Source organism: Rhodobacteraceae bacterium IMCC1335, from assembly GCA_039640495.1.
Lineage (GTDB): Bacteria > Pseudomonadota > Alphaproteobacteria > Rhodobacterales > Rhodobacteraceae > Thalassovivens.
In genome coordinates, this window is sequence record CP046864.1 from 2440074 (window position 1) to 2461289 (window position 21216).

Sequence of the window (21216 nt, forward strand, 5' to 3'; positions counted from 1 at the left end):
CCCCAAATCACCCGTATCATCGCAGGTATGCGCAGGTTTTTTTATCTTTTTCTGGCTCTCGGTGTAAGCGCGCCGCTGTCTGCGGCCGAACTGGGCATAGACATCACGCAGAAAGGCAATGGAGCAACCGCGCAAAACGGTATGCAAGTCAGCGTGCATTATGAAGGGCGCCTGAGCGATGGCACCGTGTTTGATGCCTCGCGTCCACGCGGGCAAGCTTTTCGCTTTGTGCTTGGCGCCGGACAGGTCATTCAAGGGTGGGAGCAGGGCATTTTGGGAATGAAAGAGGGCGAGCGCCGAATATTAACCATTCCGCCACAATTGGGATATGGCGCGCGCGGTGCTGGCGCGAAAATTCCGCCAAACGCCACGTTGCGCTTTGAAGTGGAACTGCTGAAAACAGCTTGGCCGCCAAAATTACAGCAAGCCAGCAATCAAGATCTGCAAGAGGCTCAGAAAAATGGCACGCTGATCATCGATATTCGCCGCCCCGAGGAATGGGCGAAAACGGGTATTATCGAAGGGGCCGAATTGATCACAGCATTTACAAAATCGGGCCAGCTTCACCCAGAGTTTCAACAGAAATTCATGTCGGTGATCACCGATCGCGATACCCCGATCATGCTCTATTGCCGCACCGGCAACCGGACCTCGAATTTGGGCAAGGCTTTGGTGGATCAATTGGGCTTTGCCAATGTCAGCCATCTGTCAAAAGGCATCACAGGCTGGCAGAAAGCCCAACAGCCGGTGCAATCTTATAAGGCTTCGCAATAAAAACCGGCGAAGATCGTTTTTTTTAATAAAAAAAGCGCGCCGGGTTTAACCGCCGGCGCGCTTTTTCTGGTTTTATGACGTGGTTTTAACCGAGCAATTGCAGCACGTTTTGTTTCGCCGCATTGGCCTGCGCCATCATCGCGATCGAAGCTTGTTCCAAAATTCTGCTTGTGGTCATTCTTGACGTTTCCGCTGCAAAATCAGCATCCTGCAAGCGCCCAAGACTCATTTCTGAATTAGCCGCCACATTTGATAGGTTCGAAATCGACATATCAAATCGATTGCTTAAGGCGCCGAACATCGCGCGATCAGCACTGATATTTTGAAGCGCCAAGTCAATCGAATTGATCGCTTTATGGGAGTCTGTTGCGGAAGCGACGCTTAAATTACCGCCCAAAACAATATCAAAAGTACCATCGATATTGTCAGTCAAATTTAAGCCGGTGATCCCTTCTGCTTGTAGCTTCGCTACAATCTGCTCAGCAGCCGCGGCAGGAGAATCATAGGTTACGAGCTTAGCGTTTGTGGAGATGTACAAGCCACTTGCTTTTTCAATTACCGAACCTGCTTCAAAATCCAAAGCTGTGCTGAAGACGGCAGTGGCCCCAGAAGCTGTTGCCATTGCAGTTGAAGAACCTACAAATGATTGGCCAGCAGTGTAAGTGGTTGATCCATAGGTCAAGGAACCCGCTGTAACTAAGTATGACTTTCCGCTTGTTATCGCAACATCATCACCACTGGTAATATTATTGATACGGCTGTCGGTAGGCGAAGTTTCATCCGTATTAGAAACTGCGGTAACCTCTACCAGAGCACTAGCTCCGGTAGCTGTCGAGGTTTCAGCGACAACAAATACGCTGTCATTCAAACCACCACCAGTTGTAGTATTTGCAGCCGTACCCCCATTATTGACACCATCAAAGTATGAACCTGCAGAGTAAACTTGGGTATTGTACGTCACCGAACCTGAATTGACATAATATCTTGTTCCATCGACAATTGCGCTCGTAGCTGTGTCCTCAAGAGATACAGAACTCGTCCCGACACCTAAAATCGATTGGCCTGCTGTATATGTTGTTGCCCCATAGGTTAGTGAACCCTCTGTAACCAAATAAGTAGATCCAACATCAATATTAATAGAAGTTGCATCCGCGACAGATGTCTCAGTCAGGCTAGCGTCATAAAAAACGGAGGAGTCATTGACCACCTTAAATTGCGTACCATCCGCGGCCGCATTAACATCTGCATCGGTTTTGATCGCCTTGACGCGGCCCGTGCCTGTCAAAGATGTTGTATTCGCCGCTACCGTGATTATCGAGCCAAGGCCATTGGCCCCATCGTTAGAATCCGCGATCGGAGACGTAACCGACGCGCTGATACCGGAATTTGAGGTTGTAAAATCAGTCGTGCCCATCGACGTGATATAATATTCACCCGCGCTTAGCGCAGATGTGCCGTTAACCGCAGTCGCCCCCGTATCAATAATATTGGTATCTGTAAGCGTTGTTTGAATCGACTGACCATTAATCGTCATGGTGATTTTATCATCCGCGGCAAAAGCACCACTTAAAGTTACTTTTCCATCGGTTGGATTTATCGCAATGGCGCCACTGCCACCTGTAGCATATGTGGTTGCGATTGTTGGCACCGTTCCAGTGCCCTCAATATCCAAAGCCTCCGAGGTGATCGCATAGAAATTCACCGTGATGTTATCGCCATCATTTGGCGTCGAGCCAATCTGAAAGTTGGTTGTATACGCCTCTGTATGCGATGTCGCCAATTCATTGGCACCCCGAGCGCCGTTGAAAATGCTTTGCCCTGCCCATTGTGTACTTTGGGCAATCCGGTCGACTTCCATCGTCAATTGATCAATTTCCAACTGAATCATTTCTCTGTCAGTTGGACTATTGGTGCCATTCGCCGCTTGAATTGCCAATTCGCGCATGCGCTGAAGGATATTGGTAATTTCAACCATAGCCCCCTCAGCCGTATTGATCATCGACTGCCCATCCGTGGCGTTACGAATGGCCATACGCATACCTTGAACGTCAGAATTAATTCTTGTTGCCACAGCCACGCCAGCCGCATCATCAGAGGCTGAATTGATGCGCAATCCGGAGGTCAAACGCTCCATAGACTGATTGAGCGTAACGGTATTTCTATCAGAACTTTTAGACGCCAGTAGAAAAGCTGTATCGGTTGCGATATTTAATGCCATTTCATGCTCCTTTAAGCGACGAGCTTATAGAATGTTTCGTCGACGCCGTGCTCGGTTGCAAATGGCATCATCAGATGTTCTAAAATCAGCTTCTCTTGCTCGGACATAAGATCATATACGTTTTGATCAAAATATTTACTCATAATCTCATTAACCAAAACGACTTCAGATTCAAAAATTGCCTTGCGGTAAACAATCGCCAGAAAGGCTTCCGCGACATAAGTGGAAAAGGTGAAATGTTTCAATTTCGCGGCTTTCAAGGGGTCTTTACAGCTGCGGTCTACGCGATAAAGCGTTTCAATCGCCTCATGCATCCATTCAACAGGATTGACCAATGTAACGGCTTCTGTCGGATCTTCCTGAGGCGCAGCCTCAGTTTGAGAAAACGGCACAAGAAGGTTTTGAATGACTTCTTGATCATAATCGCTCAGGGCAGCAAGCAATTCATCGCTTAAATACCCTGTTACAACTTTATGGACCAATTCGGCCTGCTCGGTCGTGATTGCTTTTGCAGCCAAAATAGCTTCAAACGCCTCAACAACATAATGTGTGAACACAAACTTATTGAAGGTTATAGCTTCTTCCGAAGATTTTGCGCCTGCTTTGATCTTTTCAAGCGTGATCAAAGCCTCTTCCAACCACTCTTTGGGGCGTACAATTTCGACGTCTTGCTTCATAATCTTCCTCGCAAATATCTTAGTGCTGGAGGGTATACAGCAAATTATATGCCACAATGAGATTGCAGTTTTGCTTAATATTGTTCGGATTAACCCCCTGATACACGATAACCTCACTCTTAGCCCGTCGTCTTTTCGAGAGGGGTAACACAATTAGTTGGAGACCTTCGGGGGGTAGATTTCTCACCGCCCAATTTATCCCTGACACGAATAAATGCGCGACGTAAGGACAGGCAATCAGCACGATCGGCTTGCTAACCCAAGTGGCGCACCCAAAAGAATTCGTGATTGGCAGCTTGAAGGTTGAAAACACGATTAACGAAAGGTGATATCCTATGGCCCAAGACTTTGTTGCCTGGTTGTTGATGACGACGGACGCTGCTGATTTGACCGAAGATCAAGTCCGCTACTTCAAAGATAACCCAAATCTGGTTGAATTTATCGAAGATCGCGAGGCTCTTGGGCTCCACATCTTATGACGGATTCTTTGGGTCGCTGTCGCATTTGTTGCTGGATCAAAAATCATCGCAGTAAAATTCGATAATGAATTTTACCAATTCCTTGTCAATGTCGCGAGTGATCTTGTGTTTGAAATGGGTGCCGCGCTAATCGGTAGCGTCCCGACCGTAATTTTCAGCGAGTACTAGAATAAGCGCCAGTTCAATGAAAATAAGGAATTTAGGTCAAATTTGTTGCAACGCATCAAGCAACCACCTGACGAAACTTTAGTATATGAATCGTAATGCGGAAGATCCGACCCAACGGTGATCAGAAAATTAAACAATTTGCTTCTGGATTTGGGGCCTCACTCCTAAACGAGAGTTTGCTTTAATTTAATATTTTTTAAAAAAAAGAAATTCCGACAAATCTTAAAGAATTGTAAACCTAGGTAATCTAATTGCCAGAGGCTTAGTTACCGAGCATGCCGCTTTACAAAGAACAGCGCAGCAAGCCCCATGAATATAAACAATGCCATGACCAAAAATGATGTCCAACCGCCATAGGACTCAGTGATCCAAGCGAAGAGAAAAGGGCTTGAGGAATTCACGGACATACGGATGAACGCGATCCAGCCCAATCTTGCCCCGAACCCTTCTGGGCCAAACAAAGCCAAAGGCAAAGTGCCCATGGTGATCGTTTTAATCCCATCGCCCATCCCGTACAGCACAGCAAAAACTATCAAGCCGGCAAAGGTCGCGCCAAAGCCCAATAAGATAGAAAACCCAAGTGTCATCAAACCCAAAGAAATAAAACTTGTGATCAAGGGATGTAGCGCGCGGCCAAAGATCAATTCAAAAAACCGCCCCGCCGTTTTGGCCGGTCCAATCAACGCGCCCGCGGTCACGGCGACGGCAGCGCTGTGCCCCAATGCTTCCACATTGCTCACCCAAAGCGACATCAAGGCCCCCATACTATATCCCGAAAAGGTAAAAGACAGCACCATCCAAATCATGGCATGGCGGCGGGTGGGGCCTTGTAATGGCGGCCAAGTCGCAGTCTCTCTTTTACCTATATCAAGGGGTGCGGAGATCCCATTTTCCGCGCTTAGGCTGAACCAATGCGCGGGCACGCAAATAAGCAATACGCTGGCAGCATGGATTTGCCATGTCACTTGCCACCCATAAAGATTTGAAAGCGCCAAGGTCAGCGGCCAGTAGATGGTTGATGCCACGCCGCCAAACAGCGTGATCCCCGAAATCGCCGATTGGGCCGCCTGCCCGGGGCGAAGTTTTGCGATTGATGCAAAAGCCACATCGTAAAGCACAAACATTGCCGCCATTTGGGTGAGCAATATCGCAACAGTTAATCCAATCGGCCCTGTCACTTGGCTTAACCCCCAAAGCCCGCCAGCCGACGCTACCGAGCCAAGGCTCATCACCCAACGTCCGCCGATGCGATCTACCGCAAACCCGGCAACTATCGCGCTCAAGCCACCAAAAAAAAAGCCTATCGAGAGCAGCCCGAACACATCCGACAGGCCAAGGCCAAGCTCATCTGCCATTAGGGGCAAGAGCACAGCGTAAGAATAAAGCAGCGTGCCATAACCCATAATCTGCGTGAGGCCCAAGCCGCAAACCGGCAAGTAATATTTCAAAGGCCGCGCCATCATATCGCACAGCGCGTTTTTAGGGGGATAAAAGCCCAGTGCAGAAGGCGCGTCTGCCTTTCTTGAGTACGTTTAATATCGTTTTCACCGAGCGCGCCGGCATATTTTTGTGTTTCCTCAGCCCCTCTCAATTGGCTTTGCCCGCGTGCTGGCAGGCTAGCTCAACGCTTGCCAGCACACCCATTGCGCGCAGCTGATCATAGGCCTGACGCACCGCCGCTTCAAATCGGGGATTTTGCTTCAAATCCGAGCCAAATATTTCTGCAATTGATAGAACCGCCCCGACAGGATCCTGCCTCTGCACGCAGGCGCTGGTCAGGCGGGGCTGCAAAGGATCATTTATCGGATAACGCGCCCCCGTCTCGCTTTGCCCATTTAAAAACAATATCCAAGCCGCAACAACCAAGCAAAGCCCGTCAACCGGCCGGTTGGCGGCCAGATTAGCGCGCAGCGGCGCCAGCACCCGTTGCGGCAGCTTTTGAGATCCATCCATGGCAATTTGTATCGTCGCATGCGCGATAGCTGAATTGCGATACCGTTGTTCGAGCGCCTGCGTATAGGCTTTTAAATCTTGGCCCGGGGGGGGCGTGAAACTGGGCCGCAATTCATGCTCCCATAAGCGCGTGATAAACGCCGCCAATGTCGTGTTTTGCATCGCATCAAAAACGGTTTTATGCCCTGTCAAAACACCAAGATACGCAAGGGAAGAATGGGTGGCATTTAGCAAACGCAGCTTCATTTCTTCAAAGGAGCGAACCGAGCTGGTAAACTCAACCCCCACCAGATCAAGAGGCGGGCGCGGCAGGTCGGCAAAATCCTCTTCAATCACCCATTGCCAAAACGGTTCATGCAAAACCGGTGCGGGATCGGGCCACCGCGTCAATGCGGCAATATCTTCAACATCCTGCGCCGTTACAGCTGGAACGATGCGATCCACCATCGTGGCGGGAAATCGTGCGTTTTCTTTGATCCATTGCGCAAGATCCGGGTCAATTTTTTGCGCAAATTCCAGCACAACTGTTTGCAAAACGCGGCCATTTTCAGACAGGTTATCGCAGCTCAGACAGGTAAAAGCGCTGAGCCCTAATTCGCGCCTATGTCGCAATGCCTGAACCAACAAACCAGGGGCAGAAGACGGCGTTTCAGGCGTGATCAAATCCTGCCGGATTTGAGGGTGCTCCCAGTCAAGCCCGCTTAGCGCGGGCGAATAACAATAGCCTTTTTCCGTAATCGTCAGCGTCACCATATTCAAATGCGGCAGCAGCAGCGCGTTCAGCACCTCGCGGCGCTCATCTTCAAGAAAATAGACAGCTTTTAAAATGGTGATTTCTTCAACCGAACGGCGCTCTGCATCCATCTCAACCGCGTGGTATCGAAACCCGTTTTGCGCCAAGCGATCACGCACCCCTGCGCTGCGCAAACTGATACCAATCACATCCCAGCCCATCGCGTGATCTGCGCCAAGTTGCGCCTGCATTCTTTGCAGTTGCGGCAGCCCAAAGGCGCGAAAAAACGCGCCCAGCCCAAGATGAACAACGCCAACGCGATCAAAATACTCGGCAAAATCACTCATAAACGATAGGCTTTCTTGGCCAAAGAATAGGCCAGCTCATAGGCCACCTGATGCGCTTCGGCTTCCTCTAGCATATGCGTGGCAACCAGGCCGGCAAGGAAACCGCAATCGATCCGACGCGCCATATCATGGCGCGCCGGGATCGTGCATAAAGCCCGGGTATCATCATTAAATCCAACCGTATTGTAAAACCCCGCTGTTTCCGTGACCAGTTCGCGATAGCGCCGCATTCCTTCCGGGCTGTCATAAAACCACCAAGCCGGCCCCAATTTTAAGCATGGATAGGCCCCAGCCAAAGGCGCCAGTTCGCGCGATAGCGTGGTTTCATCCAAAGTGAAAAGGATAAGCGTAAAGTTCTTTTCATGGCCAAAGCGATCCAGCAAAGGCTTTAGCCCCCCCACAAAATCAGCTGATTTGGGAATATCAAACCCTTTGTCACGCCCGTAAGCGCTGAAAATAATCGGAGAATGGTTGCGCCATGATCCCGGGTGCAATTGCATCACCATACCATCTTCCAGGCTCATTCGCGCCATCTCCGTCAGCATTTGCCCACGGAAGCGCTCGGCCTCTTGCGATGAAGCCTGGCCCCGCACAACTTTATCAAACAAAGCCGCAGCGTCCTCACAAGAAAGATTTTCGGTGCGTGCAGTCGGATGCCCATGATCGGTTGCCGTTGCCCCAAAGCTGCGGAAATACGCCCGGCGCAGGCGATGGGCTTGCAAATATCCCTGCCAATTCCGGGTGTCACATTTGGTTAAAATACCCAGATGCTCTACATTTTGTGTAAATCCCGTATATTCTGGATCGATCACATTATCGGGGCGGTAGGTGGTGATAACGCGGCCCGTCCAACCGCTGCTCCGAATGCTCTGATGATGCGACAGATCATCCAGCGGATCCTCTGTGGTGGCCAAAACCTCAATGTTAAAGCGATCAAACAACGCCCGCGGCAAAAACGCCGGCTCAGCCAGTTTTTGAGAAATTGCATCGTAAAGCGCATCGGCATTTTCAACCGATGGGCGTTCGGTTAGGCCGAATAGTTTTTCAAATGCATATTCTAACCATACGCGGCTTGGCGTCGCGCGAAACAAGTGATAGCCGGCGCAAAACCGACGCCAAATCGCCCGCTTATCCGCGTGTTGATGCCCGTCCTGATCGACAAGCCCTAACTCCGCCAGCGTAGCCCCTTGCGAGACCAGCATCCGCAGCACATAGTGATCCGGGCTTACAAAAAGATCCGTTGGATTTTTGAAATGTTCATTCTGTGCAAACCAGGCAGGATCAACATGGCCATGCGGGCTAATAATCGGCAGATCACGCACACCCTCATAAAGCCCGCGGGCAATGGCGCGACGGGTGGGATCAGCGGGAAGCAGAATATTTGGATCGTGTAAAGGCATCACAGCTACCGCGATTGTTTCCAACCCATATTGCGATTGTTCCAAAATCAGAGCAAGCCCAAGTTGCGCCTTTTCACATCCGCTCAGCCGGCGCCCTGCACAGGCGGATCAGAGCGCCCAATGCTGCAGCAAAATAGACGCTACCCGATTTTCCTGCTCTATCCGTGCCATCGTTTTCTTAACGCCCATCAGGCGTTCTTTTGAGGCTTAAATCACATCCGCCAAACGCGCACGCACCAGCCCCGTATTGACGCCATATTTGCCCAATTCGCCGCTCAACCTTTGGTGCTCCATTTTGGGGCAAAGATCCTGTACCACGTCAATCCCGCGGGCCTGCGCTTTGCGGGCCGTTGCTTCATGCTTGACGCCAATTTGCATCCAAATGGTTTTTAACGCGGGCCAGCAGGCCAACGCATCTTCATAAATCGCGGGCACCGCATCCGATTTTCGGAAAACCTGTACCATATCGATCGGTTGCTCAATTTGATCCATGCGCGCATACACCCTCTGCCCAAACAGCAACTCGCCCTCATATGCCGGGTTGACCGGGATAATCGTGTAACCACGCCGGCTCAAATACCGGGCCACAAAATAACTGGGACGAATGGCATTAAGACTGACGCCAACAGAGACGATGACCTTGTTGCGCACCAAAACCTTACGCAGAAAGGAATCGGAATAGGCGTGTTTGCTGTTCATGATATTCTTACTCAGTAGCGCTGCTTTCAGCATCTAGACGGTAAAATGCTGCATGGGTGTGGTTGCATCCTCTAGTTTGCGCGCAATTGCAACCAAAAACCGGCCTCAGCACTAGGGCCGAGGGTGAGGTAATGAACCTGCCAGGTTTTTTAGTACCGCACAAACACTGTGCAGCTTGCGCAAAGCGCGCGCCGCCGATTGCGCATTGTGGACCCAAAATCACACCGGGGTGAAATAAAGCTTGATTGTTTTATCTGGGAAAATTAGGCCTAAGACATCAGAACAAAGCCCAAAGGGTCACTTGAATGAAAATGATGAGCATCGTCGCGGTTACACCCAAGGAAGACGCGATAGATGAAATTGCAGAGCTGATCACCGAAAGCCGCAAAGACGGCGTGGCCGGTTTAGAGGTCTATAGCATTGTGCACACCCGAGACGACGAATTGGTTATTGTAAATCAATGGGCCTCGCTGGATGCATTCATGGATTACGTGAATGGGCCGCATAATATGATTGAATTGATTGAACATCTCTGCCTGCGATATGATGAGGAAAATGTCTGCCGCGCCTATTCGGGGGCAATCCTTGCCCAGCATAGTCAAGCGTAACGACCCCTGCAGTGTCTTTGGCAATCTACCGCAAAAAGTGATCAGACAAACCCTGCGGCTGCTATCTTCCCCGTTCAGCCAAGCCAGCCCTAAAAACAAAAACCATCCGGCCGGTAAATATCTGCGCAGCGCTGCATAAAAGGCAGGTCTTTCCCCGACATCAACGCCGCGCAGCGCCCAAACACTGGTGGTAGATTTCGGATCAGACCGGTTTCAAAACCACGAAAGTTGCATCCCGCGGCAAATCGGGGTGTACAAGCCTTTTCGTCGGGCCAAACCGCGCCACGCAATGCTCTAAAACCTGATCTGAATTTGCATAATAAATATGGCTCTGGGGCGAAATTCGCGCGCTTGAGGCCACTTGAAGATTGAAAATCATTGCCACCTTGGTGTGCGACCAACAGCCCTGCAAAGTGTCAAATACATAGTTTTGCCATAGCACGAGATCGCGGGTGGCGGCCAAATTAAAAGGTCCGGACATGACAGAGAAGTCTTGTTCTTGATCCGGCGCGGAGCTGCATATGAAGCGCGCCCAAGGCTGTTCAAACTTGCGCTTACAGGCCGCAATCAATTGCTCTGAAATATCATAGCCGATATATGATGTGACCGAGCTAGCTGGCCGCTTAAGCAGATAGTCAACCAAGGCACCGTAACCGCAGCCAATATCCGCCAAGCTAAACCCAGCTGCCCCCGACAGCTTGTCAATTTCGCACAGAATGATTTCAAATCGCCGGGTTTGCCGCGCCTCTGTCGCCCAAAAGCTGCCTTGCGGCGTGGATCCAAATTGCTCAAAGCGGTTCCAATAGATCTGACTGAGTTTGTTTTCGAAGGTTGAATTCATGCGCGATGTGCTTTCTCCGGCGCCAGAATAACAACCAAAACGCCGAATACCAGCCACCAAAGGGCCGGCGTTGCCCTACGAAAGCTCGCTTTTAAGGATCAAAACCCAGCATAAGGATGCTGGAGCACTTCGCCCAAATTTTCCAGCGCCACGCCAACCAACCTGAGTTTTTAAAACCTAGAAGGTTTCGCTAGACAGTTTTTGATTTAAGGATATCGAAAAATCTTTGCCCGAGCGTTGGCAATCCGCATTTCCCATCCGAGCGGGTGTTTTTTTCTGCGCATCGCGGCTGTGTTTTGAAATGCGGCCCGTTTTAAGCGGCGTTGGCCGCGCAATAGCAGCTTGATAGGTCGCCCATTGAAAGGTGGAAGATGGATTTGTAACCTGCATTCTGCCCTTCGGTTCGCTGATCGAGTCACAAATGAGTACGGCGCATTTTGCAATTTGTTTAAGCAAGCAGAGCTGTACAAAAGGGGCCTTTGAGCGCAAGCCTTCAAGACAATCGGCACAGGCTGCGCTGGCTGTAGAAAGACCGAGTTATTGAATTGCACCTAAATAGCATCGATCCGTGGATATAAAATCAAACATCAGCATGGGATGTGCTGCGCGCTGGCCGCCGTTAAAAATGCCGGAGCGTGAAATTTAGCTTTTTTGCGATTTTAAAAAACTGATAACACCGCGCTAAGGGGCTTTTTAACCTTGGCCGCGGCGGGAATTTCAGCGTTTTTCGCAGGATAGCCAACCGGTAAGATCATCATTGGTTTTTCATTCGCCGGGCGATTACAGAGCTGGTTTAAAAATGTCATTGGATTTGGGGTATGTTCCAAACAGACCAACCCGCTTTGATGCAGCGCTGAAATTAAAAATCCAATAGCGATACCAACGCTCTCAGTCACATAATAGTGCTTGAAACGCGCGCCATCCTCGGTCAGCCCATAGCGTTGCGCGAACACAATAATCAGCGCAGGGGCGTCGGATAAATGCGCCTTCACAGAATGCGTGCCAATCGGTTCTAAGGCAGAAATCCAAGCATCTCCTGCCATTCCAGCATAGAATTTTTGTTCTTCTTCTTCCGCGGCCAAGCGGATTTTCATTTTCATATCTGGGTTTTTGACGATCACGAAATGCCAGGGTTGTTGATTGGCCCCAGAGGGCGCAGATGCGGCAACAGAAATCGCGTTAGTCAGTAAAACGTCTGAGATAGGGGCGGTGTCAAAATGCCGTACAGAATGCCGCCGGCGCATTTGAGTCAAATATGCAGCTGAGACCTCTTCGGCCTCTTGCGCCGTCAAATGGCTTCGGTCTGGCAGCGGGATTGGCTGGTAGGTCATGAAGTCATCACTTTTGCAATTTTACCACAACAGTTTTGCAGCGATATAAGTCTTTGCCAAGCCAAAAGGCCAGCGTGGATGCTTAAAATAGCCCGGCCTGATTCGGGTTGTCTACCCTATCGACATTATCATTGTATTTTTCGCCCCATTTATACAATTCAACCAGAACCGGCACTAAATCTTGAGCTTTTTCTGTAGGTGTATAAATTTTTGACCGCCTATTCTCAGGGTCAACGCAACAACAAAGCAGGCTTTCTTCTTGCAGTGTTTTCAAGCGGTTTGCCAATATATTGGTCGAAATTTTTTCTGGAGAGGCGAGCAGGTCATTAAAATGCCGCTTTTTGCCAAAGATTACATCCCGCAACACGATTAAGGACCATTTATCCCCTAAAACGCCTAAAGCTTGTGCAATTGGACAGCAGTTTTTTCGCTTCATGGCCTAAACACGCTCAAAAATTTATATTCTCGTGAAATTGTATGATATTGGATTTGAAAGCATTGCACATCTATTTTTGATCATATAGCTTGCAATTTGCAAGTGAATTAACGAGTCTTGCAAAAAAAACATAATTTTGTGCAGTAACCTTGCTTACGATACCAAAGGAATATTCAAAATGGCACCCCAAAAAACATCCTATGGAGAGCTTCTCCTGAACAATCGGCTCATCGTTCTGGTTGCCTTGTTGATCCTTACGTTAGCCGGCACTTTTGGCGCAAAAAACCTGTATTTTGACAATGATTACCGCAGTTTTTTTGGTGAAACCAATCCCCAATTGGAAGCCTTTGAAAAACTCCAACGCACCTATACAAAAATTGACAACGTTCAATTCGCGATTGATCCTCAATCGGGGAAAGCGAACTCTCCCAAAGTGTTGGCCGCCATTGAAGAGCTGACGGATATGTCATGGCAAATTCCCTATTCCATCCGCGTTGACAGCCTTTCGAACTATCAGCACACCGAAGTCGAAGGCGATGATCTGATCGTGAGAGATTTGTATTTTGACGCGGCGAATATGAGCGCTGATGAACAGAAACTCGTTGATCAAATCAGCTCAACCGAGCCAACGCTGGCGGGTAAAATTCACGATGCACAGCATCGCAGCACATCCGTAAACGTTACGATCCAATTGCCCAGCAAAAACGCCGATGAAGTGGCCGAAGTTGCCGTTGTTGCGCGTGAAATAGTTGCCGAAATAGAAGCAAAGCATGATGTCAAAATTCGTACGGGTGGCATTATTTTCTTCAATAATGCGTTTCTAGAAGCCTCGATGAATGATATGGCCTCGCTGATCCCGGCGATGTATTTGGTCATTCTAGCGGTGTCTTACATATTGCTTCGTTCGCTCTATGCTACGGCAATGGTTTTGGTGATCATCGTCCCAAGTATTCTGGTTGCGATGGGTATTGGTGGCTGGATGGGGGTTGGATTAACGCCGCCCTCAGCAAGCGCGCCGACCATCATCACCACCTTGGCGGTGGCAGATTCGATTCACTTTTTGGTCACATTGATGAATCGAATGCGCGCCGGGCATAGCCAACGTGACAGCATCATCTACAGTTTGAAAGTAAACGGAAAGCCCATTTTCCTGACCAGCGTAACCACTGCTTTAGGGTTCCTGTCTCTTAACTTTTCAGATTCGCCCCCCTTTCACGATTTGGGCAATATCACGGCGGTTGGCGTGGTTGCGGCTTGGATCTACGCAGTCACCTTGCTGCCAATTTTGATCAGTTTTGTAACATTAAAACCCAAGGCCACGATCGAAAAGCTCGACGGTGTTATGGGTAAATTGGGCGTGTTCATCGCCGATCGCTACAAAACCGTGATGACGCTCAGCATCTCGGCGTCGCTTGGATTGTTAGCCTTGATCCCCTTGAATGAAATCAATGATGACTTCTTGAAATATTTTGATGAATCAATCCAGTTCCGCGAAGATTCGGAATGGATTGGGCAGAATTTAACCGGCATCAACCAAATTCAGTTTGATCTCAGTTCTGGTGAACCAAACGGTATCAGTTCGCCCGATTTCATCAAGAAGATCGCGGCCTTTACCGATTGGGCAATGAATGAAGAGCCCGTCACCCATGTGCAATCGATCTCTGACACGTTCAAACGTTTGAACCGTGATCTAAACGGCGGCGATCCGGCTTTTTACAAAGTACCCGAAAGCCGCGAATTGGCCGCGCAATATTTGCTACTATATGAACTGTCCCTGCCCTATGGGCTGGATTTGAACAACCAATTGGACATCAATAAATCGTCAACGCAGATTGTGATTACAATTGAAGATATGACCACGAATGAAGTCAGGGCCTGGTTGCAACGCGCTGAAAATTTCCTCGCCAATGATCTGGGCATCAACACCTATGCGGTCGGTCCCACGGTGATGTTTGCCTATATCGCCGAGCGCAATATCAAAAGCATGCTATCGGGTACTTTCTTTGCAGTATTGCTGATCAGCGGTGTGATTTTGATTGCGCTTAAAAACGTGCGCCTCGGCGTAATCAGCCTCGTGCCAAATCTCTTGCCCGCGGGGCTCGCCTTCGGCCTTTGGGGCTTGCTTGTCGGGCAGGTCAACATGGCTGTTGCCGTGGTTGCGGGAATGGCTTTGGGCGTTGTGGTCGATGATAGCGTGCATTTTTTAAGCAAATATCAAATTGCGCGGCGCGATGAAAAGCTTTCACCTAAAGATGCGGTTATCTTTGCGTTTACGGGGGTTGGAACCGCGCTTTTGGTTACGACCATCATTTTAGCGGCGGGCTTTTTTATTCTGGCGCAATCCAGCTTTGGCTTAAACAGCTATATGGCCAGTCTCACCGCCATCGCGTTGATCATGGCGCTGATCGCAGACTTGACTTTACTGCCGGCGCTGTTGATTGCTTTAGATAAAGACACACCTTCAGAAGCTGCAGAGCACGCAGCCCATGATGGCCCAGAAACACCGGCAATGCAGCCAACATCTTAAGGAGAAAGAGATGAAATTTTTACCCCTGATTTTGATTGCAGGCCTAACAGGCCTTAGCCTTCCCTCAACCGCGGCCGCCTCTCCTGAAAAGGGATTGGAGATTGCCACAGAACTTGACAAACGTGACACGGGTTTCAAAGATTCAACCTCTACAATGATTATGGTTCTATCTGACCAACATGGCCAATCCACCCAACGCGCGATCAGAAACCGTACCTTGGAAGGCTCAAGCGAGGGCGATTTATCGCTGGTTATATTTGACTCGCCCGGTGACGTGCGCGGAACCGCGTTTTTATCGCATACAAAAAAGGCAGGCTCTGATGATCAATGGCTGTTTTTGCCTGCGTTAAAACGCGTGAAACGCATCGCCTCATCGAACAAAGCCGGGCCTTTCATGGGCAGCGAATTTGCCTATGAGGATATTGCGAGCCAAGAAGTCGAGAAATACACCTATAATTATCTGCGCGATGAAAAGGTAAATGGGCTCGATTGCTTTTTGGTGGAGTATGATCCGGTTGACCGGAAAAGCGGCTATTCCCGCCAATTGGTATGGATCGATAAAAAGGAGTACCGGCTGCAAAAAATCGAATTTTACGACCGCAAAAACAGCCTACTAAAGACACTCTCCTATGCAAATTATAATAAATTTCTCGGAAAATACTGGCGGGCAGATACCCTGAGCATGGAAAATCATCAGACGGGCAAGAAAACCCAATTGCAATTTACGGACTGGGCCTTTCAAACCGGCTTGACCGAAAAAGATTTTCAAAAAAACGCGCTTAAACGTATCAAATGAAGCCGCTTCGTTTCTCTTGGCCCGCAGTCATATTACTGACCTGTGGGCCCGCCATCTCGGGTGAAGTCAACCTGACCATATCCCCCAGGTCAGCTATTTCCCAAGCCATGCTGAGGGAACCATTGAATATGGTAAATCGGTTGAACTAAAGCTCGATGCATATCATGATTTTGACGCCTATCGTGCAGAGCTTGAATTGATCGCGCGCGCAGATGCCGATGACAAGGGCCGCAGATTGGTTGAGGCACGCCAAGCCTATCTGCGCCGATCCTTCAGCAATTTCGATCTTTATATCGGGCAACGCCAAACCTTTTGGGGCAAAGCAGAAAGCAGAAACGTTGTTGATGTTATCAATCAAAGTGACGCGGCTGCAAATCAGGGGAGCGAGGCAAAATTAGGTGCCCCCTCGCTATCGCTTGATGGCTATTTTGATTTCGGTGATCTACAATTATGGTATATTTCACGGTTTCGCGAGCGCACATTCAACGACAACAATGGCCATCCCAGCAGTGGCTTAAATGTGACCACAAGCCTGTATGAACGCTCTGAAGGCAAAGAGGCAGATGATATTGCGGCGCGGCTTTCAACCTTTTCGGGCGATTGGGACTTCGCTGTTAGTGGTTTCAAAGGCACAGCCCGCGAGCCACTTATTACACCAAACCAAGACAGTAGCGCGCTAAACGCAACCTATATGCTGCAGGAAACAATCGGGTTTGAGGCACAATTTACCGGTGATCCAACGCTTTTGAAATGGGAAAGCCTGCATGGAACACAATCAGGGGCTGGCTTTGACGCCGCGGTTGCCGGTTTAGAATATACGCTTTATGGCGCTTTCGGGCAGGTCTGGGATCTTGGGCTTATCGCTGAAGGTCAATATGACACCCGTCCACAAGCGGCGGCCGAACGCTTTTACAGCGCAGGCTTACGCCTAGTTCTGAATGATGTCAAAGATACAAGCTTCTTGGCATTGATATCGCAGGACCAAAAGCAAGAGCAGTCTTTGATTGCCTTTGAAGCATCGCGGCGGCTGAACGACTGGTCCAGTTTGGAATTACGCAGCCAATTCTATGACGCCAAAAAAAACGGTTTGGCTTTCTCGGGCATCGCTGATGATGATGTGATTTCCCTAACCGTAAATATGTTTTTCTAAAACTACCAGCTGTGAGGCCAGACCGCTGCGACTTGAAATTTTGTTAACTTTGATCGCAGGCAGTCTTTTCGGTGAATGGATCTTTGGGCTAAGCTCAGGCGAACCCAGTAAGGAGGCAGCACTATGCGCCATGCCAAAACCCTAAAAGCTCTTTCGCAGCTTTTGCCCGGCCGCCTGAGCACATCAAAATCGGATCGCGACCTTCATGGCCAGTCAGAAAGTTATTTTGATCTTATGCCGCCCGACGCGGTGGCTTATGTCGAAACCACGCGAGAGGTTCAAAACCTGCTCGAGATCTGTTCGCAATTTGAATGCCCGGTGATTGGGTGGGGCACCGGCACATCGCTCGAGGGGCATACCTCGGCTCCACGCGGTGGGATCAGCGTCGATTTCTCGCGGATGAACAAAATACTACAACTCAATGCTGAAGATATGGATGTTCTTGTGCAGCCCGGGCTCACCCGTGAAGCGCTGAATATCGAATTGCGCGCAAGCGGGCTGTTCTTCCCGGTTGACCCCGGGGCCAATGCTTCATTGGGCGGCATGGCCGCAACGCGCGCCAGCGGCACAACCACCGTGCGCTATGGTGGCATGCGGGAAAATGTAAAAGCATTAGAAGTTGTTCTTGCGGATGGCCAAGTGATACAAACGGGCAACCGGGCGCGTAAATCTTCTGCCGGCTACGATCTCACGTCGCTTTTGGTGGGATCCGAAGGCACTTTGGGGCTGATCACTAAACTTACCTTGCAGCTGCATCCGCAGCCAGAAGCCATTAGCGCCGGCATCGTAGCTTTTGACAGCATGGAGCAAGCGGTAAACGCAGTGATCGCAACAATTCAAATGGGCTTGCCCATGGCACGGATAGAATTCGTTGATGGTGCAACCGCACAAGCCTTTAACGATTATGCGGGCGCTGACATGCGCATTCAACCACATCTGTTGTTCGAGCTGCATGGCAGCGATGCCAGCGTTGCTGAAAATGCCGAATTATTCTGTGATATCTGTCAAGAATATGGCGGCGCCGGGTTCCAATGGTCCGCGCTGCCCGAAGAAAGAAACAAGCTTTGGACGATGCGCCATAATGGCTATTACGCGGTTCTTGCAAGCCGCCCCGGCGCGCGTGCGATCGTAACTGACATTTGTGTGCCAATCTCCGCACTGGCGCAAGCCGTAGAAGAAACCCACGCAGATATTGCCCGAAGCGCGATCAGCGGGCCTATTTTAGGGCATATGGGGGATGGGAATTTCCACGCCATTCTGCTTATTGATCCTAACAATGCATCCGAATACAGAGCTGCAATGCAGATTTCCGACCGTATGGCCGAGCGCGCACTGGCCTTAGGCGGCACCTGTACCGGCGAGCATGGCATTGGCATGGGCAAGCTGAAATTTATGGAGCAAGAGCATGGTTTAGCCTGGGAGGTTATGCGCGGCTTGAAACGCCAAATGGATCCCTTGAACATCTTAAACCCAGGTAAATTATTACGGCAAAATTAAGGCCTCGGATTGAAGATCAACGCCCTGCAAGAAGAGTCTGAGCCGCAACGCGCGCCGCATCCGTAACCTGCGTTCCCGAAATCATACGCGCGATCTCATCCACGCGCTCTTCGCGATCAAGTTGTTTGATCCGCGAAACAGTATGGCTATCTGTTTGATGTTTGCTGACTTGGAACTGTGCATCACCTAATGCGGCAACCTGCGCAGAATGGGTGACCACCAGCACTTGTCCAGATTGGGCCAGCTCTGCCAAACGTCGGCCCACCGCATCTGCTGTAGCTCCCCCGACCCCGCGGTCAATTTCGTCGAAAATCAAAGTTGCGTGCGAATTATCTGCATTGAGGCACACTTTTAGCGCCAATAAAAACCGGCTTAATTCACCACCAGAGGCAATTTTTCCCAAAGGCCCCGCCGGCGCGCCTGGATTGGTAGCCACGCAAAAATCGACCTGATCAATCCCCTCAGGGCCTGCGGCGGCCGCGGTCATTCTGGTTTCGAACATTGCCCGCTCCATTTTCAGCGGTGCCAATTCTAAGGCCATCGCTTGATCCAGCTTTTCGGCGGCAGCGCGGCGCGCAAGCTGCAACTCTGCTGCCCGCGCACCATAGACATTTTCGGCTTCGGCTTGCGCTGCCCGCAAGGCTTTCAAATTATCTGCACCAGCGTCCAAACGCAGCAAACGCGCGTCTAAAACGCCTGCTAAGTCAGCCAATGCATCAACATGGACATCATGCTTACGCGCCAAGCCGCGCATCGCAAACAACCGTTCTTCAAGCGTTTCAAGCTCATGCGGGTTGAACCCGATTGCGTCTAAACACGCTTCCACCTCATTCAGCGTATCTTGCAATTCATTCATCATGCGTGCCAAACTGTCGAGCGGCGCATCTAATTCATCGTTTACCTGTGCAGCGGCCTCTTGCAGCCAGCGTTGGGCATCATACAGCAAAGCTTCGGCGCCCTCGCGCCCCAATGCGTGATGGGCTTTGGACACATCTGCGCGCACCCGCGTCGAAGCCTGCATCAGCCGCCGCTTCGCATCCAACGCATCCGCCTCGCCAGGTTTTGGATCCAGCGCGCTTAATTCAGCCACTGCATGGCGCAAAAACTCTTCTTCGCGGCGCAACTCTGTCACTGCTTCGTTTTCCAGTTCAACCGCTTTGCGGGCGCGCTCTTTCTCGCTCCAAGCTTTGGCAACCGCCGCTTTCAAAGCGCCATATTGGCCATAATCGTCTAATAAATTGCGATGCCCTTTGGCGTTTAACAAGCCGCGATCATCATGCTGGCCATGCAGCTCGACCAAATGTTCGGACAGTTTGCGCAGCAATTCACCTGATACCCTACGGTCATTAATCCAGGCCGTTTTACGACCATCTCGCCCGTTGACACGCCGCAATATCAACTCTTGCGAAACAGGCAATCCATGCTGTTCGAGTAAATCCAAAACAGGGTGGTCATCGGGCAAATCAAACCACGCGCTTACTTCGCCTTGCTCGGCCCCTTGGCGCACCAGATCAGATGGTCCACGCCAGCCAAGTACGAAGCCCAAACTATCAAGCAAAATAGATTTGCCTGCGCCGGTTTCTCCCGTCATCACGTTCAAGCCGGCCCTCAGCGAGAGCTCAAGATGATCAATAATCAAGATATCGCGAATATCTAACCCTTTGAGCATCGCCTTAGCCCATCTGCTTCGTCACAGCCATTCGCCTTTTACAACCTGTCGGTAGACTTTGCTCAGCCATCCCGTACCCGATACTTTTGGAGAATACCCCTTCGATTTAAGCAGCGCGAAACTGGCGCGATACCATTCGCTTGACTGATAATTATGCCCTAAAATCGCCGCCGCCGATTGGGCCTCATCAACCAAACCAAGCGAGAGATAGGCCTCAACCAATCGATGCAACGCCTCTGGGGTTTGTGATGTGGTTTGGAAATCTTCAACAACCACTCTAAACCTATTCACCGCCGCGCCATAATGCCCAGATTTCAGATAATAGCGTCCAACTTCCATTTCCTTGGCGGCCAAATGGCTGAACGCCAGATCAAATTTCAATTTTGAGGGTTGTGCATACTCGCTTTCGGGATATTGCTCAATCACAACGCGAAACGCTTCAAGCGCCTGCAATGTTAGACCCTGATCGCGGCCAATATCCGAAATTTGATCGTAATAGCTTAACGCCAAAAGATATTGCGCATATGCAGCATCTTCATCTGCTGGGAAAAAATCGACATATCGCTGAGCTGCGGCGCGGCTTTCATCATATTTCTTGCCTTGATGATAAACGAATGCTTGCATGATCAAGCCGCGTTTTGCCCATTCAGAATAGGGATAGAGCCGCTCTATTTCACTGAAATATTGCGCACCTTGATCATAGCGTTTCTTGTTCAGTTCTATTTCAGCTTTCTTAAAAATCTCTTCAGGGCTGAAATTTTCAAGATTTTCAGGCTCTTGGCTTTTAAAAGCATCCTCACACCCGGCCAATAAAAAAACGCTCAACAGCGCTGCGGCGACCCCGTGGCGAAACCCATATGCCTTCATTCGCGAACATTCCTTTTGTACATGTCACAAAGCCGCATTCTCTCCG

Annotated in this window: 18 protein-coding genes and 1 pseudogene; 7 read left to right on the forward strand and 12 right to left on the reverse strand. The window is 50.0% G+C overall.

The window, feature by feature from the left end; translation table 11 throughout:
- Window positions 1–27: 27 nt before the first annotated feature.
- Window positions 28–774, forward strand: coding sequence for a peptidylprolyl isomerase (locus GN241_11700; GenBank protein XAT59270.1), 747 nt, complete (start codon window positions 28–30; stop codon window positions 772–774).
- Window positions 775–859: 85 nt separating this feature from the next.
- Here GN241_11700 and GN241_11705 read toward each other — a convergent pair whose 3' ends face one another.
- On the reverse strand, window positions 860–2992 hold the full coding sequence (locus tag GN241_11705) for a hypothetical protein (GenBank protein ID XAT57961.1): 2133 nt from the start codon (window positions 2990–2992) through the stop codon (window positions 860–862).
- An 11-nt stretch (window positions 2993–3003) separates the two neighbouring features.
- Window positions 3004–3669, reverse strand: coding sequence for a hypothetical protein (locus GN241_11710; protein XAT57962.1), 666 nt, complete (start codon window positions 3667–3669; stop codon window positions 3004–3006).
- Window positions 3670–4004: 335 nt separating this feature from the next.
- Between GN241_11710 and GN241_11715 the strand changes: the two genes are divergently transcribed.
- On the forward strand, window positions 4005–4148 hold the full coding sequence (locus tag GN241_11715) for a hypothetical protein (protein ID XAT57963.1): 144 nt from the start codon (window positions 4005–4007) through the stop codon (window positions 4146–4148).
- A 434-nt stretch (window positions 4149–4582) separates the two neighbouring features.
- Here the strand turns inward: GN241_11715 and GN241_11720 are convergent, their stop codons facing one another.
- From GN241_11720 to GN241_11735, 4 genes are all read right to left on the reverse strand, one after another.
- Window positions 4583–5779, reverse strand: coding sequence for an MFS transporter (locus GN241_11720; GenBank protein XAT57964.1), 1197 nt, complete (start codon window positions 5777–5779; stop codon window positions 4583–4585).
- Window positions 5780–5903: 124 nt separating this feature from the next.
- Window positions 5904–7349 carry a mannitol dehydrogenase family protein gene (locus GN241_11725; GenBank protein ID XAT57965.1) on the reverse strand — a complete coding sequence of 482 codons (1446 nt, stop codon included), beginning with the start codon at window positions 7347–7349 and terminating at the stop codon, window positions 5904–5906.
- The gene (gene uxaC / locus GN241_11730; protein XAT59271.1) at window positions 7346–8749 is read right to left on the reverse strand and encodes a glucuronate isomerase; all 1404 of its coding nucleotides are present in this window, start codon (window positions 8747–8749) and stop codon (window positions 7346–7348) included. The genes GN241_11725 and uxaC overlap by 4 nt, the downstream gene beginning before the upstream one ends.
- Before the next feature lie 207 nt (window positions 8750–8956).
- Window positions 8957–9448 (reverse strand): CoA-binding protein, encoded by a 492-nt coding sequence (locus GN241_11735; protein XAT57966.1) that lies wholly within the window; start codon window positions 9446–9448, stop codon window positions 8957–8959.
- Window positions 9449–9753: 305 nt separating this feature from the next.
- Between GN241_11735 and GN241_11740 the strand changes: the two genes are divergently transcribed.
- Window positions 9754–10056 (forward strand): hypothetical protein, encoded by a 303-nt coding sequence (locus GN241_11740; protein XAT57967.1) that lies wholly within the window; start codon window positions 9754–9756, stop codon window positions 10054–10056.
- A 202-nt stretch (window positions 10057–10258) separates the two neighbouring features.
- On the opposite strand, the gene GN241_11745 is transcribed toward GN241_11740, so the two are convergent.
- The 4 genes from GN241_11745 to GN241_11760 all read right to left on the reverse strand — a co-directional run bounded on the left by GN241_11745 (window position 10259) and on the right by GN241_11760 (window position 12664).
- Window positions 10259–10897 (reverse strand): methyltransferase domain-containing protein, encoded by a 639-nt coding sequence (locus tag GN241_11745; protein XAT57968.1) that lies wholly within the window; start codon window positions 10895–10897, stop codon window positions 10259–10261.
- A gap of 177 nt (window positions 10898–11074) precedes the next feature.
- Window positions 11075–11287 carry a hypothetical protein gene (locus GN241_11750; GenBank protein ID XAT57969.1) on the reverse strand — a complete coding sequence of 71 codons (213 nt, stop codon included), beginning with the start codon at window positions 11285–11287 and terminating at the stop codon, window positions 11075–11077.
- Window positions 11288–11556: 269 nt separating this feature from the next.
- A complete protein-coding gene (locus tag GN241_11755) occupies window positions 11557–12228 on the reverse strand; it encodes a nitroreductase family protein (GenBank protein ID XAT57970.1) in 672 nt (223 codons plus the stop codon).
- 82 nt (window positions 12229–12310) lie between these two features.
- The gene (locus GN241_11760; GenBank protein XAT57971.1) at window positions 12311–12664 is read right to left on the reverse strand and encodes a transcriptional regulator; all 354 of its coding nucleotides are present in this window, start codon (window positions 12662–12664) and stop codon (window positions 12311–12313) included.
- Window positions 12665–12842: 178 nt separating this feature from the next.
- Here GN241_11760 and GN241_11765 point away from each other — a divergent pair, with 178 nt between their 5' ends.
- The 4 genes and pseudogenes from GN241_11765 to GN241_11780 all read left to right on the forward strand — a co-directional run bounded on the left by GN241_11765 (window position 12843) and on the right by GN241_11780 (window position 18634).
- Window positions 12843–15191 carry an MMPL family transporter gene (locus GN241_11765; protein XAT57972.1) on the forward strand — a complete coding sequence of 783 codons (2349 nt, stop codon included), beginning with the start codon at window positions 12843–12845 and terminating at the stop codon, window positions 15189–15191.
- 10 nt (window positions 15192–15201) lie between these two features.
- Entirely contained in the window at window positions 15202–15987 is a 786-nt protein-coding gene (locus GN241_11770) for an outer membrane lipoprotein-sorting protein (GenBank protein ID XAT57973.1), read from the forward strand.
- Window positions 15984–17137 (forward strand): annotated as a pseudogene (locus tag GN241_11775) (hypothetical protein). Before GN241_11770 ends, GN241_11775 begins: the two are co-directional and overlap by 4 nt.
- Before the next feature lie 123 nt (window positions 17138–17260).
- Entirely contained in the window at window positions 17261–18634 is a 1374-nt protein-coding gene (locus GN241_11780; protein XAT57974.1) for an FAD-binding protein, read from the forward strand.
- Window positions 18635–18650: 16 nt separating this feature from the next.
- Here the strand turns inward: GN241_11780 and recN are convergent, their stop codons facing one another.
- Window positions 18651–20303: a DNA repair protein RecN gene (gene recN / locus GN241_11785; protein ID XAT57975.1), complete on the reverse strand. Its 1653-nt coding sequence runs from the start codon at window positions 20301–20303 to the stop codon at window positions 18651–18653.
- Between the two features lie 21 nt (window positions 20304–20324).
- A complete protein-coding gene (bamD, locus tag GN241_11790) occupies window positions 20325–21170 on the reverse strand; it encodes an outer membrane protein assembly factor BamD (GenBank protein XAT57976.1) in 846 nt (281 codons plus the stop codon).
- Window positions 21171–21216: the final 46 nt, after the last annotated feature.